Annotated in this window: 20 protein-coding genes and 1 tRNA gene; 2 read left to right on the top strand and 19 right to left on the bottom strand. The window is 33.5% G+C overall.

Annotated features, from left to right (window positions below; genetic code table 11):
• Positions 1 to 81: 81 nt before the first annotated feature.
• The 14 genes from BR87_RS08445 to BR87_RS08385 form a co-directional block, all read right to left on the bottom strand.
• On the bottom strand, positions 82 to 321 hold the full coding sequence (locus BR87_RS08445; RefSeq protein WP_035030952.1) for a hypothetical protein: 240 nt from the start codon (positions 319 to 321) through the stop codon (positions 82 to 84).
• A complete protein-coding gene (locus BR87_RS08440) occupies positions 321 to 692 on the bottom strand; it encodes a hypothetical protein (protein WP_035030949.1) in 372 nt (123 codons plus the stop codon). The genes BR87_RS08445 and BR87_RS08440 overlap by 1 nt, the downstream gene beginning before the upstream one ends.
• A gap of 44 nt (positions 693 to 736) precedes the next feature.
• Positions 737 to 973, bottom strand: coding sequence for a hypothetical protein (locus BR87_RS08435; RefSeq protein ID WP_035030946.1), 237 nt, complete (start codon positions 971 to 973; stop codon positions 737 to 739).
• A 39-nt stretch (positions 974 to 1,012) separates the two neighbouring features.
• Positions 1,013 to 1,231, bottom strand: a complete 219-nt coding sequence (locus BR87_RS08430) for a hypothetical protein (RefSeq protein WP_035030943.1) — start codon at positions 1,229 to 1,231, stop codon at positions 1,013 to 1,015.
• Positions 1,232 to 1,264: 33 nt separating this feature from the next.
• Entirely contained in the window at positions 1,265 to 1,489 is a 225-nt protein-coding gene (locus BR87_RS08425; RefSeq protein WP_035030940.1) for a hypothetical protein, read from the bottom strand.
• Positions 1,490 to 1,516: 27 nt separating this feature from the next.
• Positions 1,517 to 1,825 carry a hypothetical protein gene (locus BR87_RS08420; protein WP_035030937.1) on the bottom strand — a complete coding sequence of 103 codons (309 nt, stop codon included), beginning with the start codon at positions 1,823 to 1,825 and terminating at the stop codon, positions 1,517 to 1,519.
• A gap of 4 nt (positions 1,826 to 1,829) precedes the next feature.
• The gene (locus tag BR87_RS08415; RefSeq protein WP_035030934.1) at positions 1,830 to 2,045 is read right to left on the bottom strand and encodes a YozE family protein; all 216 of its coding nucleotides are present in this window, start codon (positions 2,043 to 2,045) and stop codon (positions 1,830 to 1,832) included.
• Positions 2,046 to 2,364: 319 nt separating this feature from the next.
• The gene (locus BR87_RS08410) at positions 2,365 to 3,897 is read right to left on the bottom strand and encodes a DNA primase family protein (RefSeq protein WP_051929753.1); all 1,533 of its coding nucleotides are present in this window, start codon (positions 3,895 to 3,897) and stop codon (positions 2,365 to 2,367) included.
• The gene (locus BR87_RS08405; protein ID WP_035030931.1) at positions 3,894 to 4,745 is read right to left on the bottom strand and encodes a bifunctional DNA primase/polymerase; all 852 of its coding nucleotides are present in this window, start codon (positions 4,743 to 4,745) and stop codon (positions 3,894 to 3,896) included. Before BR87_RS08405 ends, BR87_RS08410 begins: the two co-directional genes overlap by 4 nt.
• A gap of 9 nt (positions 4,746 to 4,754) precedes the next feature.
• Positions 4,755 to 5,042: a hypothetical protein gene (locus BR87_RS08400; RefSeq protein ID WP_035030928.1), complete on the bottom strand. Its 288-nt coding sequence runs from the start codon at positions 5,040 to 5,042 to the stop codon at positions 4,755 to 4,757.
• Positions 5,043 to 5,140: 98 nt separating this feature from the next.
• Positions 5,141 to 5,287 (bottom strand): hypothetical protein, encoded by a 147-nt coding sequence (locus BR87_RS13045; RefSeq protein WP_156959098.1) that lies wholly within the window; start codon positions 5,285 to 5,287, stop codon positions 5,141 to 5,143.
• Between the two features lie 4 nt (positions 5,288 to 5,291).
• Positions 5,292 to 5,540 carry a hypothetical protein gene (locus BR87_RS08395; RefSeq protein ID WP_035030925.1) on the bottom strand — a complete coding sequence of 83 codons (249 nt, stop codon included), beginning with the start codon at positions 5,538 to 5,540 and terminating at the stop codon, positions 5,292 to 5,294.
• A 164-nt stretch (positions 5,541 to 5,704) separates the two neighbouring features.
• Positions 5,705 to 5,983, bottom strand: coding sequence for a helix-turn-helix domain-containing protein (locus tag BR87_RS08390; RefSeq protein ID WP_035030922.1), 279 nt, complete (start codon positions 5,981 to 5,983; stop codon positions 5,705 to 5,707).
• Between the two features lie 14 nt (positions 5,984 to 5,997).
• Positions 5,998 to 6,225 (bottom strand): helix-turn-helix domain-containing protein, encoded by a 228-nt coding sequence (locus BR87_RS08385; RefSeq protein WP_035030919.1) that lies wholly within the window; start codon positions 6,223 to 6,225, stop codon positions 5,998 to 6,000.
• Between the two features lie 139 nt (positions 6,226 to 6,364).
• Between BR87_RS08385 and BR87_RS12655 the strand changes: the two genes are divergently transcribed.
• Together BR87_RS12655 and BR87_RS08375 are read left to right on the top strand one after the other, a co-directional pair.
• Positions 6,365 to 6,988: a helix-turn-helix domain-containing protein gene (locus BR87_RS12655; RefSeq protein WP_051929751.1), complete on the top strand. Its 624-nt coding sequence runs from the start codon at positions 6,365 to 6,367 to the stop codon at positions 6,986 to 6,988.
• A gap of 77 nt (positions 6,989 to 7,065) precedes the next feature.
• Positions 7,066 to 8,211, top strand: a complete 1,146-nt coding sequence (locus BR87_RS08375) for a tyrosine-type recombinase/integrase (protein WP_035030916.1) — start codon at positions 7,066 to 7,068, stop codon at positions 8,209 to 8,211.
• A 119-nt stretch (positions 8,212 to 8,330) separates the two neighbouring features.
• On the opposite strand, the gene BR87_RS08370 is transcribed toward BR87_RS08375, so the two are convergent.
• The 5 genes from BR87_RS08370 to BR87_RS08350 all read right to left on the bottom strand — a co-directional run bounded on the left by BR87_RS08370 (position 8,331) and on the right by BR87_RS08350 (position 12,332).
• Positions 8,331 to 8,403, bottom strand: a tRNA-Val gene (locus tag BR87_RS08370).
• 278 nt (positions 8,404 to 8,681) lie between these two features.
• Complete coding sequence (locus BR87_RS08365; RefSeq protein ID WP_035029917.1) at positions 8,682 to 9,956, bottom strand: transposase; 1,275 nt, start codon at positions 9,954 to 9,956, stop codon at positions 8,682 to 8,684.
• 286 nt (positions 9,957 to 10,242) lie between these two features.
• Positions 10,243 to 11,307, bottom strand: a complete 1,065-nt coding sequence (locus tag BR87_RS08360; RefSeq protein WP_035030913.1) for an FUSC family protein — start codon at positions 11,305 to 11,307, stop codon at positions 10,243 to 10,245.
• The gene (locus BR87_RS08355; RefSeq protein ID WP_051929749.1) at positions 11,304 to 11,753 is read right to left on the bottom strand and encodes a MarR family winged helix-turn-helix transcriptional regulator; all 450 of its coding nucleotides are present in this window, start codon (positions 11,751 to 11,753) and stop codon (positions 11,304 to 11,306) included. Before BR87_RS08355 ends, BR87_RS08360 begins: the two co-directional genes overlap by 4 nt.
• A gap of 126 nt (positions 11,754 to 11,879) precedes the next feature.
• A complete protein-coding gene (locus BR87_RS08350) occupies positions 11,880 to 12,332 on the bottom strand; it encodes a DUF2798 domain-containing protein (protein ID WP_035030911.1) in 453 nt (150 codons plus the stop codon).
• Between the last annotated feature and the right edge of the window lie 448 nt (positions 12,333 to 12,780).

The raw sequence follows: 12,780 nt of genomic DNA, 5'->3' as shown, positions 1-12,780 counted from the left end.
AGCAGCCTTTTACTCTTATATGGTTTGGAGTTACCTACTTTCGCAACACCTAATTTGTCGATGGTGTCGGTAGTAACTACCCTATCTTTGTTGAATCACTAAACGAACACGTTCAGAAAGGATCTCAAGCATTTCAAGTGATTCTTCTTCTGATATATCTCTATATTTGTCGCTCATTGAAGCTATTCTCAATTCTTCTGTAGTGGCTTGTTCCAAAACTTTCTTTGCTGCTTCTTCATAGCGTTGTTCTGTTAATCTTTCTAAGTTTGGTACTTTATCTTCCAATTGCTTCAATCGAGCGATAATATTTTTATTTTTCATCAGGAATCACCCAATCTTTCTTCTAATTGCTCAATACGCTGCTGCAAGTCGTCCAGTTCAAGCCCTTTATATGCGTTCTCTAGGACTGCTCTTGATGCCTGCACCCTTGATGATGAAGTTGACAACTCTTTATCTGCCATTACATCCAATAACGTTTCTACCGCTATAAATGAAGCGTTTTGAAGCTTAGAAGTGACTTGTTGCATTGTTTCCCGTCTAATTCTACGGTATTCATTAGAAAAATCTGGATCTCGTAAATACTTATATGCTGTATTTCTATTTATCCCAGCTTCTTCTATTGCTTCTTCTGTTGTTGCTTTACTCATTAATGCAATAATGAACTTCTCTTGTTTCGGTTTTAGTTGAATCAATTTTCCACCTCCATGTATTGTTTTGTGTAACTACTGTCTTAAAATTACCCATTTTCCCATCGGCCTAAGTTCAACTCAAAGTTTGCTATTTCTTTTGATTGTAAAAACTGTTTACTCCATCTTGCATATTCTTCTTCACTCATTCGTTCTTTTTTACCATCTATTTCAGAATAAATTTCTACTATTCCATCTTCAATAATATCAATGAACAAAGGACGGGAATCGTTCCTTGACGTTTTATACTCCAATAATTTCAAACGTTCATTTAACCGCTGCTTCATGTGTTTTACCTCCTTATATGTCGGATTTTATATTGGTTTTTATAAAATATCGTCAACAATGACCGTTGCTCCAGATTGTTCAACTTCAATTAACCAATTACTGAAAGCTTTTTCGCTCATTGAACCAATGTCTTTCATAGTTACCGCATTGAATATGTCATATTCACCTTCGAAAAGAAAAACTAAAAATACATCTTCTCTATTTATATTGACTATTTTTTCTAATCGTTTTAGCCTATTAGTGATTTCTTTAGCCAATATTTCACCTCTTTTCTCCTTCGTGTATAATACCTATCCATACAGTGGCTTAACGTCTGTTTCAAATGTCGATAACAATAATGTGATGTCTTTATCACTTTCGCCCAAAAGCTGATTCAATTCTTTTTTTGTTCCTTTTTTATCAGTAAATGTAGCTGTACCATCACTATGTTCTATTAAAAGCATAATGACTTGTTCAGCATTTTCTTTTGGAAGCATATCCTCAAGTAACTTAGCTCTTCTGGAAAGTTGTCTCATCTAATCCCACCTTTTATCATGGCATCCTCATATTTTAATTTTCTCTAAACGATTAACTCGTTGCTGCATGTTAACTATTGTATTTTTCAGTGGCACTATTGCTCTGAGGCGCTCGGCTTCGTTAGTGATAATAAAATACCCACTTTTACCACTTATTCGAGCACCTCCAATCGGTATGTTATGATCTATAATCAACGCACTGATTACGGCCATTACATCACGTCTTGACAATCCAATTCTTTTCGCAATATCTTGCGATAATATCGGGTTTTCAATCCCTTTAGGTATTTGTGTTAATACAGCTTCTTGAATAATGGACAGTTTTTTATTCTTCATGTATCTAAGCTCCTTTTATACTAATTTCATAAAATTTAAACGCTTTTACAAAAGTGTCTACACAATCATCGTTATCAGCAGTAGATATCAAGTAATTTAGTAGCTTGTTATAATCGTTTGACCCTTTAGGAAATTTAGCATCGTTATATACATCTTGTGCTAACTCTCCAATAGCTAGGTCGACAGTTCTAAACTTAATCAGCCAATTATAAAATGTCATGTTTCAGCTCCTTTTCATTTATTCTTTTTTTAGGATTCAACCGACATTGAAAGTCGAGAAGTCGGTTTAATGTCGGTATTTGTGTTTATTGCTATACCAACGTTTTTAAGATGATTTTGATAAAAAACCGACAACCGACATCAAATGCTCTAAAAAGCTTATATATATTTTTTTGTTATTTATTTTATTTTTATATTTTCGAATAATATATAAATATAAAGTCGGTAAGTCGGTAAAATAGAGACTAACCTTACAGCTTCAACGGTTTTGAATACCGACTTTATGTTTTTATGATGTCGGTTTAATGTCGGTAAGTCGGTTACTCTATTTTTTCAATCAAAGGTTGATACTTTTTTGTGTCTACTTCAAACCTATATTTGTAGTTTATGTCCCATTCTTTTAACAATTCTTCATCTCGTTTAGAAAAAAAGTGAATTGGTGCAAGGTTTTTCACATCGTAAAGCCAACCGTCTTTTGTAACTATGCTTCTTAAATTCTTGGTAAATGTCCGCTGCTTCATTTTAGTTGGGTTATTTTCGATATCGCACCAAGCTTGATATAAAGAGAATATAAATTTCGTAGGTAATCTGGTGCTTTCCAACTGGTAAAAAACATCTTCATAAAATTCAATAACCGGATCATTATCTTTTGCTATATCTTTTACAGCTTCTTCACTTTCTTTAGTGTTTTCCACTTCGATAACATCAAGATTTAAAGCAACAAACAAAATGTATTCTAATAAGCGTTTATCGCAAATATATTCTTCTTTGATTTTTCTATTTCCATGGTTCCCCTTATACGAATGGTTAAAACGAATAATCCTTAATCTTCTAAGCAAACCATCCGATACATCATTAAATTTAGGAGTGCCATTCATTGACTGAATAACCGTAGGGGTTAATATGGTAGAGAATGGTTTAACCATTTTCGGGTTAATTAAAACAAGTTCTCCAGTGATAACCGATTTAAAATTTTCACTTGTTTGGTTAAAATCTTTAGGATTGTTATCATCACCAATAATCAAGCTTTTGCTATATGCGCTGGCTAGCTTAAAATCACTTTCAAATTCTTTGATTTTTAAACTAGTTGTATTCTTATTACCAATTAAATTTTTTAATAAATTCTGAAAAGTTGATTTTCCCGTTCTTCCTTCTTCACTAACGAAGAAAAATGCTACTTCAGAAATATAATTACTATTCACTGCTACTGCAAAAATTTGATAAAGTAAGTTTTTTTTCTTTTCGTCATTGTCTGATAATTCATCAATCCATTCTGAAAAGTTCCAATCGTCAAATTTCGGTTCTGCTGCATCTTCTATATAGTTTGTTGCGATCTTATTTACAAAAATATATTCATCGCTGAAGGGTACTAGAGAAGCTTTTTTTTTATCATAAATACCATTATTAACAATAATAAGGTTCTTATCTTTAGTAGGTTCTTTCTCTACGCTTTCAACAGTTAAATAATGCCTTACAGTCTTACATGAAGGTTCGTTAAGAGTTCTTTCTACAGTTAAAGAGAGACTGTTTATAAATCGTTCACCTTTGTTATAGATACCATTATCTATATCGTATACAGCCAGAGGAGAACTCTCCGGATCATCTTCTCCGATAAGACAAAATGTACATTCTTTTTGAAGGATATCAGCAACTGCTCTTGGACTGACCGGGTATTTTTTCGTTTTCCCCGTCTTTTCATTTACAGTCTCGTGATCTAATCGCCATTCTTCCCCTTTTGCAGCAAGCGCTGATTTCAAACTTTCCATAGTTAGATAAGGTTTATTTGAAAGTTCTGTGTTGCTATCTTTATATTCTTTTACTAAATTTTTGATATCTTCCGGCATCTCACTCATTCACTTATTTCTCCCCCTCTCTTCCTAACTTCACGTTTTAATACACTTCGAAAAATGGAATTCACTTCTCTATCTGGTAAAGGAGGTCGCACAAAACTCTCATTAACCATCATGATAAATTGATACGCTATATCTGGCTCCGTTCCTAAAGCTAGAAGTTTGCCTGTGTATTTTGTCACCCAAATATTTCTTTCGGATGTCTGTACACCTCGAGTCAGCTCCTCGATCAAGGTGGCAGTATATTTTTTAGTCCGCCCTGCTGTATTGTTGTAATCTAACTGGTACGTCGTATTTGGTTGTTCCCCTTGCTGCTTACTCATAATCAAATCAAGAAGCCATTTAGGCATCATTTTTAAGTCATTTAAAGAAGATTCAGCAGCTAAAACATATTCACCAATCGAACCATCTTTCAATCTCTTTCTTGAGCCTGGTGCGGTAACTTTCGTTCTTAAAATTTCGATATTATTTGTTAAATTTACATCTTCAATAGTTAGGTTAGACGGAAAATGATAGTAAGCGTGAAAACCTTGACCGTTCGGAGTTTTAACGATTGTAGCGCCCTCTAAACTATTGCCATTAGATAATGCAGCCAGTTCTTTTATACCTGCTCCATCGTTTAGATGGTCGTCAACATCCAACACTAATACATTTGTATTTTTCAATCGCAATCCTAAACTACTCAAAGGTTCTTTCTCAAACCATTCAACTATTAACTGGTGGTCTTTAGTGGCGTTTAAATCTCCGTTGGATCCACGAAAAGGAATATTTGTGAATGGCGCTAATGGATATACGTCAAACGTTTTAGTGAGTTTCAATGCGTCTGTTAGCAAAGATTCGTATGCAACCATTTAACTCACCTACATTTCTTCATCTTTCAGCAGCATTAATTGAATTGCTAATTCATCATTAAAACTACTGGAATCTTTTAATAAGTCAGAAAGTAAGTTTAAAAGGATTTCAGTTCTTTCTGCTACTCGTTCAACTTCATAAAAGGTCCAATCTTTTTTATCTTCTTTTTCATTAGTGCAGTCTATAATTCCATCAAAGATACTATGGATTGACATCAAAACAGCTTTTGAGTATTCATTTTTTGTAGAGATGTTCTCAGATTTATTTATTAACTCACCTAATTGTTCTTTTCCCATTGTTAAAGCCCCATTCTTATAGTATTTCTTACTCTTTTGGGGTATAATAGTAGTGTCTAGTTACTAGTTATACCTATTTGCCTTGTGGAGCTCGTCGCTCATTTCAAGGCTTTTTTTGTGCTCTTTTTTAAATAATTGATAACTGTTTCTAAATCTTTTCTTGAAATGGTAACCATCATCATTTCTGGGTAGTCATTTAATTCTTTTTTTAAACTATCCATTGCCTTTTTTTCTTCTGGTTTCATATCATTAAACCTCCTCTCCGATAATTCTAATTACCTTACTCAAGGTATCTTTCTCAATTTCTATTGAATACATATCTTGGATAACAGAAAACATTTCATTGACGATGTCCATACTACTTAATACCTCATGCCCTTCTTTGTAATAACCAACTAATGTTTCTAAATCTTTTATTGCACCATCATTTTCATCGTTTCTACTATTGAAAGCTTCTACAAATTTGTATTGCATATCTACTTTTTCATGAATATTCATCTTTTATTTCCTCCTATTTTTCACTGTTATGAACCTTATTAACTCCAAATACTTGACTGCTTTAACCCTATAAACGGTTGACTTTTGTGATTTTGTAACGTTGAATGTATTAAATCCTTGCACATTCCCTTGCACTTCCCTATGCCCTGCGGTAGTGTGTTTTTTTATTTCTGATGATTCATCATGAATTGATCGATTGTTATTTTAGCGATATATTTCTTGCCACCTATTTTGATAACTTGTAATTTTCGTTCTCTTATCCAATCATTCAAAGTTACATTTGAACAACCCACATACTGGCAGCATTCCTTAAGATTCATATATGGTTTTCCCATAGGTTCTCTTTTCTCTAATTCAGCAAGCACGTTCTTTGCTGTGTTGAATACCATGCCTTCAATTTGCTTCTCCAGTTCAGAAGAAACTTCAAAAGATAGTTGTGCCATTTAGTTCACTCCTTTCAAATAAACACTCTATCGGCGTCATTAATTAGTAAAAAAAATGGAAACACACTGTTAATTTTTATAACTAATGATAAACTCGGTAAACTAATTCCGGTTTCAATTTCTGAATAATAGGATCTAGAGATACCAAGTTGTTCGGCTGCTTCTACTTGTGTCCATTTTTTATTTTTTCTACCTATAAGCATGGTATTTTGTAATTCTTTTTGAAATTTTCCAACATTCATCCTCTCACCTCTTTCTTTCGGCGTCATTCAACCTAAACATAGTTTATCATATCATTCTATCGGCGTCAACCATTCGCATGAAATTTATTGCTATCGGCGTCATTTTGTGGTTTAATCAATAATAAGGAGGTGTTTTTTCGTGGCAAACATAGGCGAGAACATCAAAAACATACGAAAAGAAAGAAAAATGACACAAAAAGATTTTGCTTCCAAAATTGGTTTATCAAGGTCATATTTAGGTGATTTAGAGAATAACAGAAAGAGTCCTAGTGCTGACACAATCACAAAACTCTCTAAATCTCTCGGTGTATCAGAAGCTTATCTTTTTAGTGGTAAAGACGATTCATTAGCTAGTTATATAGTTGACGTATTAGAGAGTGCCAATGAAATTAAAGATGATTACAATACTATATGGTTAGCGAGAAATCCACTGATAATAACAAATAGATGGAAAGAAGACGAATTTCCTAATGAAGAAGAAGTCATTAAAGCTTACAAGGCGTTTAAAGAGGAACAGCTAGATACAAAAGAAGAATATATTTTGCGTTTCGGAAAAGAAATATATGCAGTGGCTTCTAAGAGAAATGAAATATTGAGTGATTTAGAAAAATTTGAAAAATTATCTTTAGATGAAAAGCATAAGAAGTTAGATGAGGTTAGTAGACATTTGAAAGAAGTAATATTTTGGTATAGAAAACATTTTGGCTTAACTCCAAAAGAAGCTCATGAAGAATATAATGAGTTTTATAATAAAAATAAATAATTCTACAATAAATTCATTAAACGCCTAACCCTTATACATACCCAATGCCCTGCGGTAGTAAAAAGGGAGTAATTAAAATGTTACAAATTAAATCTTATACGAAGAAAAACGGTAAAACCTACTACAAATTTCAAACATATCTAGGTACAGACGAAACTGGGAAAGTAGTTCGTGCAGCAAGACAAGGCTTTGCTACTAAAAGTGATGCAAGAAAAGAAGCTATGCGGCTTAAATCAGAGTATCAAGAAGACGGCTACCAAAAACCCACCTACGAAACGTTCGAAGAAGTTTATGAATTATGGTTTGAATCTCGTTATGTAAATAAGGTAAAAGAAAGTACGGCAGTTAAAACAAAAGAACTATTTAAGAACCACATTTTAAAAGACTTTGGAAAACTGCGTATAACCGCCATTACATTTGCGCACTGTCAAGAAGCGGTTAATAAATGGAGTAAAAAGACAACCAAAACTAAATCTATGGCTGGTTACTGTAAGCGTATCTTCGATTATGCTATTTATGCAATGGATATTATTAAGAAGAACCCTATGAGTGGTGTGGATATTCCCAATTTAAAGAAAACATCTAAAGAGGATTACGCTTTTTATAGTCGTGAGGAACTAGAGCATTTCTTGGAGTGTGCTAAACAAGAAGAAAACCCTAAATGGTTTGTTCTGCTTCGCCTGCTGTCCTTTAGTGGTATGCGTAAAGGTGAGGCACTAGGCTTACAATGGAAAGATATTAATTTTGAAAATAAAACAATCTCTATAAACAAGACGCTTGCTAGAGGAGAAGGTAATAAGCTTATTATTCAAACCACTAAAACAACGTCCGGAGAGCGTACAATCTCGTTAGATGATAAAACCCTTGAGATACTAAAACAATGGCGTACAGCGCAACGTTTAGACTATTTAAAGCTAGGTATGAACACAAACAAACCTGGTCAGAATATATTTACCAACTTAGAAAATAACTATATTCAGCATGCACACTTAACCACTGTAATGGATCGTATCGTTAAGAAACATAATCTTAAACGCATCACCGTTCACCAATTACGCCACTCGCACTGTTCATTGCTTTTTGAAGCTGGTGCAAGTATCAAAGAAGTTCAAGAACGACTTGGCCACAGTAGTTATGAAGTTACAATGAACATCTATACACACGTAACTAAAGAAAGAAAAGAAGAAACGGCTGCTAAGTTCGCTAGTTTTATGGGCTTTTAATCATGAGAACGTTCATTCGTATGCAAGGCTTATATGCAAGGGAAACAAAAAAGAAGCCTAGAAAGTTGCGAGAATGCACTCGTACCAACTGTTCTAAGGCTTCATATAAAATTACTGTATGGTCCCTACTGGGCTCGAACCAGCGACCCCTACCTTGTCGAGGTAGTGCTCTCCCAACTGAGCTAAGGAACCGAGTAAATTATTCTCTCTATTGTTAAAAAATTAACAACAGCTTTATTATAATAGAGCTTATTCCTTAAGTAAAGCTTTTTAATAAGAGAATAAATTACGTTGTACCATTTTTTGTGAAAATAACTAGCATAGAAATAAGCCGTAGGCTTCATTATTTGTAAAATAGCGAAAAGTAGTCAGTTCATTCCATGGTTTGTGTAAAAAAAGCGTCTGTTTTTTAACTCCGCTTTTATTTTTGCGCACGCCAAATAAACTATCCCTTCTAATTTTTTAAAAAATTAAGCTACCCAAGCAGTTAGATGAGCTAGATGGTTTTTACTGATCTTATCTTTCGCAAAGGCTAACATAATGAGAAAAGTCATTGTCACAAAAAGATTCAGTTTCTTTTTTCCTCGTATCGTATGATTCTCAAATAGGTAATCTCGATCGATTCGTCCATTTACTCGCTCAATAGAGGTTCGCTTTTTGTAGATTCGTTTGAACTTAAAACTATCCCTAGCGACTTTGTTAAATATACGTCTGTCTTCTTCACGTTTTATTCTGAAAAGCCGGTTATCCTGATATTGAGGTTTAAATCCATAACGTAAAGAATCTGTTTTCTTATCATATCCCTTATACGCTAGCTTTATCTCATTTCCTTTTCCATCGACATAGGAAACGGCTCCATTATACGTATAAATCAAATCTGAATCTCGATATTGTTTGGTTAGCGTATCTTTATCCCACTGGTTTTTAATATCAATAATGGGAATTATTTCTTTAGATTCAATGAGACTTAATAATGGAGCTCCATCATATCCTCTGTCAGCTAGAAGATAGTCACACTGTTTTGCTTGTGAGGTAGAAAAATGTTTGATCAGTCTTTTTGCGACCGTCGGTTCGCCTTCAGATGCTTTAGTCACTTCGTAGGCTACAGGCAATTCATAATTTGCATCAACGATTAAATGAAGTCGATAACCAAACCATGTTTTCTTCTTTGTTATCTTCTCGCCATTGGCTGTCGTAGTGGTATATTGTTTTAGTGTGAAATCTGCTTCAGTATCTCTTCTGCCATCATGTTCTACTTTTTTATTTGGTTTTGTAGCATAAGAAGGGATGATTTTTCCATCTAAAGCTAACGTTTGCCCAAATCCATCCAGTGTTTCATATAAAGTAGTGACCAATTCAGTAAACATCTCATCTAATAGGTGTTGATGGAGCAGTAACTTTTTTAAAAATCGAGAAAAAGCAGCTTCTGTGGGAGCTAGTTGAACCCTATACCTTCCTTTTTGTGAGCGCGAAAAATGAGGTTGAAAGCCGCATAGTTCTCTGAGTTGGCTATTCCGCTTCAACTCTCGAATCAAAGAAGCGACAGAGCGATGTTGAAAGACAAAACTAGCTACGAAAGCACGCCACATGGTATGAACTGGATAATCATTTCTGCCCTTTCCACGTTCTTCTTCTAATGCAGTTAACAGGTTTTCATCCGGTAATGCAGTTAATAGATCATTCAACTTTTCTAAATCGCCTAATTCATGGTTTTCAAATAATGATAATTGTGTTATTCTATTCATGGGAAAAGTGACCTCCTTATATGAGTCTGATAACCATATTTTACTACTGTTTCAGTAGTTTGAGGCACTTTTTCTCTTATTTTTTTAATTAGTCGCAAAATACCAAAAATGATAAATCGCCAATAAGAAAATGCTGATACAGCAGTCTTTCTTATTGGCGATTTTTATTTTAACCACATTTACAGCCTTAGAGCTCCATGGGCTCGCCAACAACGTGATTTATTCTAAGAAAGAAGTAAAAAAGAACGTACCTCCAGTTAAAACTTTCAGCTCGTTCTTTTTTTACTCAGTTATGCGCGTGTTTAGTTTTCAATAATGAAAATATTTTTATGGAAATTATATAATACACGTACCCAAATATTAATCCTATCAAATTATTCAGGATACGAAAAATTACTGCATCATGAATCCCATAAATACCACTAGCCAAAGCTAAAGCTCCAAAACAGTTAAAGAGCGACTTATATCTATAGGAAGAACAAAGTCCTAATGCCAATCCGCCCATAGGTCCTAAAATAAATGTTGCTGAAGGCGGAGTGAGTTGTAAAACTACGCTAAATAATACAGAACCTAGAACAACCCCTATCAAACGGTCATAGAAACGTTGCTTAATATCATGAGTATTATAATTAGATAAAAGTGAGGAACAGGCAAATCCAACCCACATAAACCTGTTTAATGAACTATATTCCCCTATAAAGAAAAGCATACTAACTCCTAGTACTACATATATGAGCCATAAATTTCTTTTAGAAAAGAAATCTTCTCCGATCATTTCTTGCATAAACGAATGGTTTTCATTTTTATTTTTGTGTTTTATAAAAAATATAACTGCAAACAGTATATAACAAAGAACCAATAACAGACCTTTATTGCTTAAGTTATAAATATCTTTAGCATTAGAAGTTCCCGTTAAAAAAATGTAAGAAAATGAATATAAACTAGCATTACCCATTTGAGGGTTACTGCTTGTTAAGAAAAAAAGAATTAACAGAGATATAAAATTAATAAAGAATCCAGGAATTGGTGAAACTATCTGATTCAAAACTGGTGAAATAAACAGAACTGCAAATACGACAGCCAGACTAATAAGAGAGTGAGTGATGTGGTAACCAAAATCAACAAAACGGATACTCAACAAAATACAAAACAATACTACTGCAAGAGAACTAGTGTCTTCTCCAAAAAAAGTTGTGATAACAGACACAAAAAAAATTGCAAAAGCCACTAATAAGATATCTCGAACAACTAAAGCCTTTATGAAAAAATGCTTTTCTTTACTCGAGGTTGCATTTTTCATTTGTTGTTTCAAAACGAATGGATCTAACTGAAGTGATTGGTAAAAATTCATTCGCTAGTTCCTCCATTATTGAAATGGGTTAATGACTTATCAGCTTCAGCTACTTGCTTAATAAAAAGATCATAGTCGTCTCCCATACTTCTTTTCAAATAATAATAAGGTTTCATTAAATAGATATAGTTTTCCTCCAGAGTTGCAATTCCTTTTTCTGTAATAGCCAAATAGTAACTGCGTTCATCTAAGTTATTTAATTCTTTTTTTACTAAACCTTTTTCAATCAAACTCTTCAATGTCCTGCTAACTGATTCCTTTTTTAATTTTAAATCCTGACTTATCTTTATCGGTGTTTCTTTGCCCTTTGCAAAAAAAATCCACGTTAATATATCTAATTCATTTGTAGTAATAGTAAGTAAGTAATGCTGTGCCAGTACTTTTCTAGAAAAAGAATGGAGCAGAGCGATATTTTCACCCAACTCTTTCCAATTTGAATCACTCATAAATATCTCCTCCACATATAGTTAACGATGTTAATTATATAGTCGCAACCCATGTGTGTCAAGATAAGATCTCGGTTTTCTTAGGTTACATCATTTCAGCAAATCTTCAATAAGTCTATTGCTTCTTTAAGCTAGGTTTTTAACTTGAATAATGCTCAAAATTTTTCTTGAAAAAGGTCCTACCAGCAGCAATTGTAAAGGCAATGCGGCAATCACATTCATCTTCCATGCAGTTAAGTAAGCGGACAAAAGATCTTCAGAACCGCTTCCTTCCATTAAAATACCAAAAAGCGACATACAAGTTACCATTCCCAGCACCATCAGAGAAGAAATAGTCAAAATCAGCTGAAGTTTACTGTCTTTATTGACCGGCAGTTTAAAAGCAAGTTTTTTCGCAATGACTCCTACAATAAAAACATCTAAGATAAATGCGACCACAAATCCGGGGATCAATCCTAATAGTAAAGCTGTCCATGTAAACTGGTTATGAATCACTAAATTATATAAACTCATACCAAATACCATACAAAAACACATTAATGACGTAAAGATAATTCCTTCTTTTTTATTCGTTGGCAAAATAAACGTCTCCTTTCTAAGTAACAGAAACTACTCTATCATGAAATATTTTTTTCGTAAGGATTTTTTTCAAAAAAATAACTTCCCATTTCATTGTCAGCTTATTAAGATAATCGAAGCCAGTCAAAATAACTTATGATTAATAGTTCCATCCATCTGTACTAATTACTATAAGTTAGAACTCTTCTAATCAGTCTTCTTCACGAAGTTCCATATACAAATACGAGTTACTAACTTTATAAGGGCACAATTAATTTGTTCTAACTAACTTTTTAATTCTAAAAGCATCTGTTCTGATTAAGGCCTTCTATAGCCTGAACCTCTTCTTCTCTGAATGCGGCAAGTCCATTGCTAAACCTTTATCTTTATAAATACTATAATTGGAAACATAATAGCATATAGCTAATCATTCACTATTTTCACTTTAGTGCTTGCAAAAATAGTCGTC

This window comes from Carnobacterium mobile DSM 4848 (assembly GCF_000744825.1).
Taxonomy (GTDB): Bacteria; Bacillota; Bacilli; order Lactobacillales; family Carnobacteriaceae; genus Carnobacterium_A; species Carnobacterium_A mobile.
This window is presented reverse-complemented; position numbering and strand designations above follow the sequence as displayed.

Bases quoted from the DNA above. Each gene is read 5' to 3' on its own strand.
- BR87_RS08365 (WP_035029917.1), bottom strand. From the start codon at position 9,956: ATGAATAGAATAACACAATTATCATTATTTGAAAACCATGAATTAGGC.
- BR87_RS08420 (WP_035030937.1), bottom strand. From the start codon at position 1,825: ATGAAGAATAAAAAACTGTCCATTATTCAAGAAGCTGTATTAACACAA.
- BR87_RS08435 (WP_035030946.1), bottom strand. From the start codon at position 973: ATGAAGCAGCGGTTAAATGAACGTTTGAAATTATTGGAGTATAAAACG.
- BR87_RS08385 (WP_035030919.1), bottom strand. From the start codon at position 6,225: ATGAATGTTGGAAAATTTCAAAAAGAATTACAAAATACCATGCTTATA.
- BR87_RS08445 (WP_035030952.1), bottom strand. From the start codon at position 321: ATGAAAAATAAAAATATTATCGCTCGATTGAAGCAATTGGAAGATAAA.
- BR87_RS08425 (WP_035030940.1), bottom strand. From the start codon at position 1,489: ATGAGACAACTTTCCAGAAGAGCTAAGTTACTTGAGGATATGCTTCCA.
- BR87_RS08375 (WP_035030916.1), top strand. From the start codon at position 7,066: ATGTTACAAATTAAATCTTATACGAAGAAAAACGGTAAAACCTACTAC.
- BR87_RS08415 (WP_035030934.1), bottom strand. From the start codon at position 2,045: ATGACATTTTATAATTGGCTGATTAAGTTTAGAACTGTCGACCTAGCT.
- BR87_RS13045 (WP_156959098.1), bottom strand. From the start codon at position 5,287: ATGAAACCAGAAGAAAAAAAGGCAATGGATAGTTTAAAAAAAGAATTA.
- BR87_RS08390 (WP_035030922.1), bottom strand. From the start codon at position 5,983: ATGGCACAACTATCTTTTGAAGTTTCTTCTGAACTGGAGAAGCAAATT.
- BR87_RS08410 (WP_051929753.1), bottom strand. From the start codon at position 3,897: ATGAGTGAGATGCCGGAAGATATCAAAAATTTAGTAAAAGAATATAAA.
- BR87_RS08360 (WP_035030913.1), bottom strand. From the start codon at position 11,307: ATGAATTTTTACCAATCACTTCAGTTAGATCCATTCGTTTTGAAACAA.
- BR87_RS08355 (WP_051929749.1), bottom strand. From the start codon at position 11,753: ATGAGTGATTCAAATTGGAAAGAGTTGGGTGAAAATATCGCTCTGCTC.
- BR87_RS08395 (WP_035030925.1), bottom strand. From the start codon at position 5,540: ATGAATATTCATGAAAAAGTAGATATGCAATACAAATTTGTAGAAGCT.
- BR87_RS08405 (WP_035030931.1), bottom strand. From the start codon at position 4,745: ATGGTTGCATACGAATCTTTGCTAACAGACGCATTGAAACTCACTAAA.
- BR87_RS08400 (WP_035030928.1), bottom strand. From the start codon at position 5,042: ATGGGAAAAGAACAATTAGGTGAGTTAATAAATAAATCTGAGAACATC.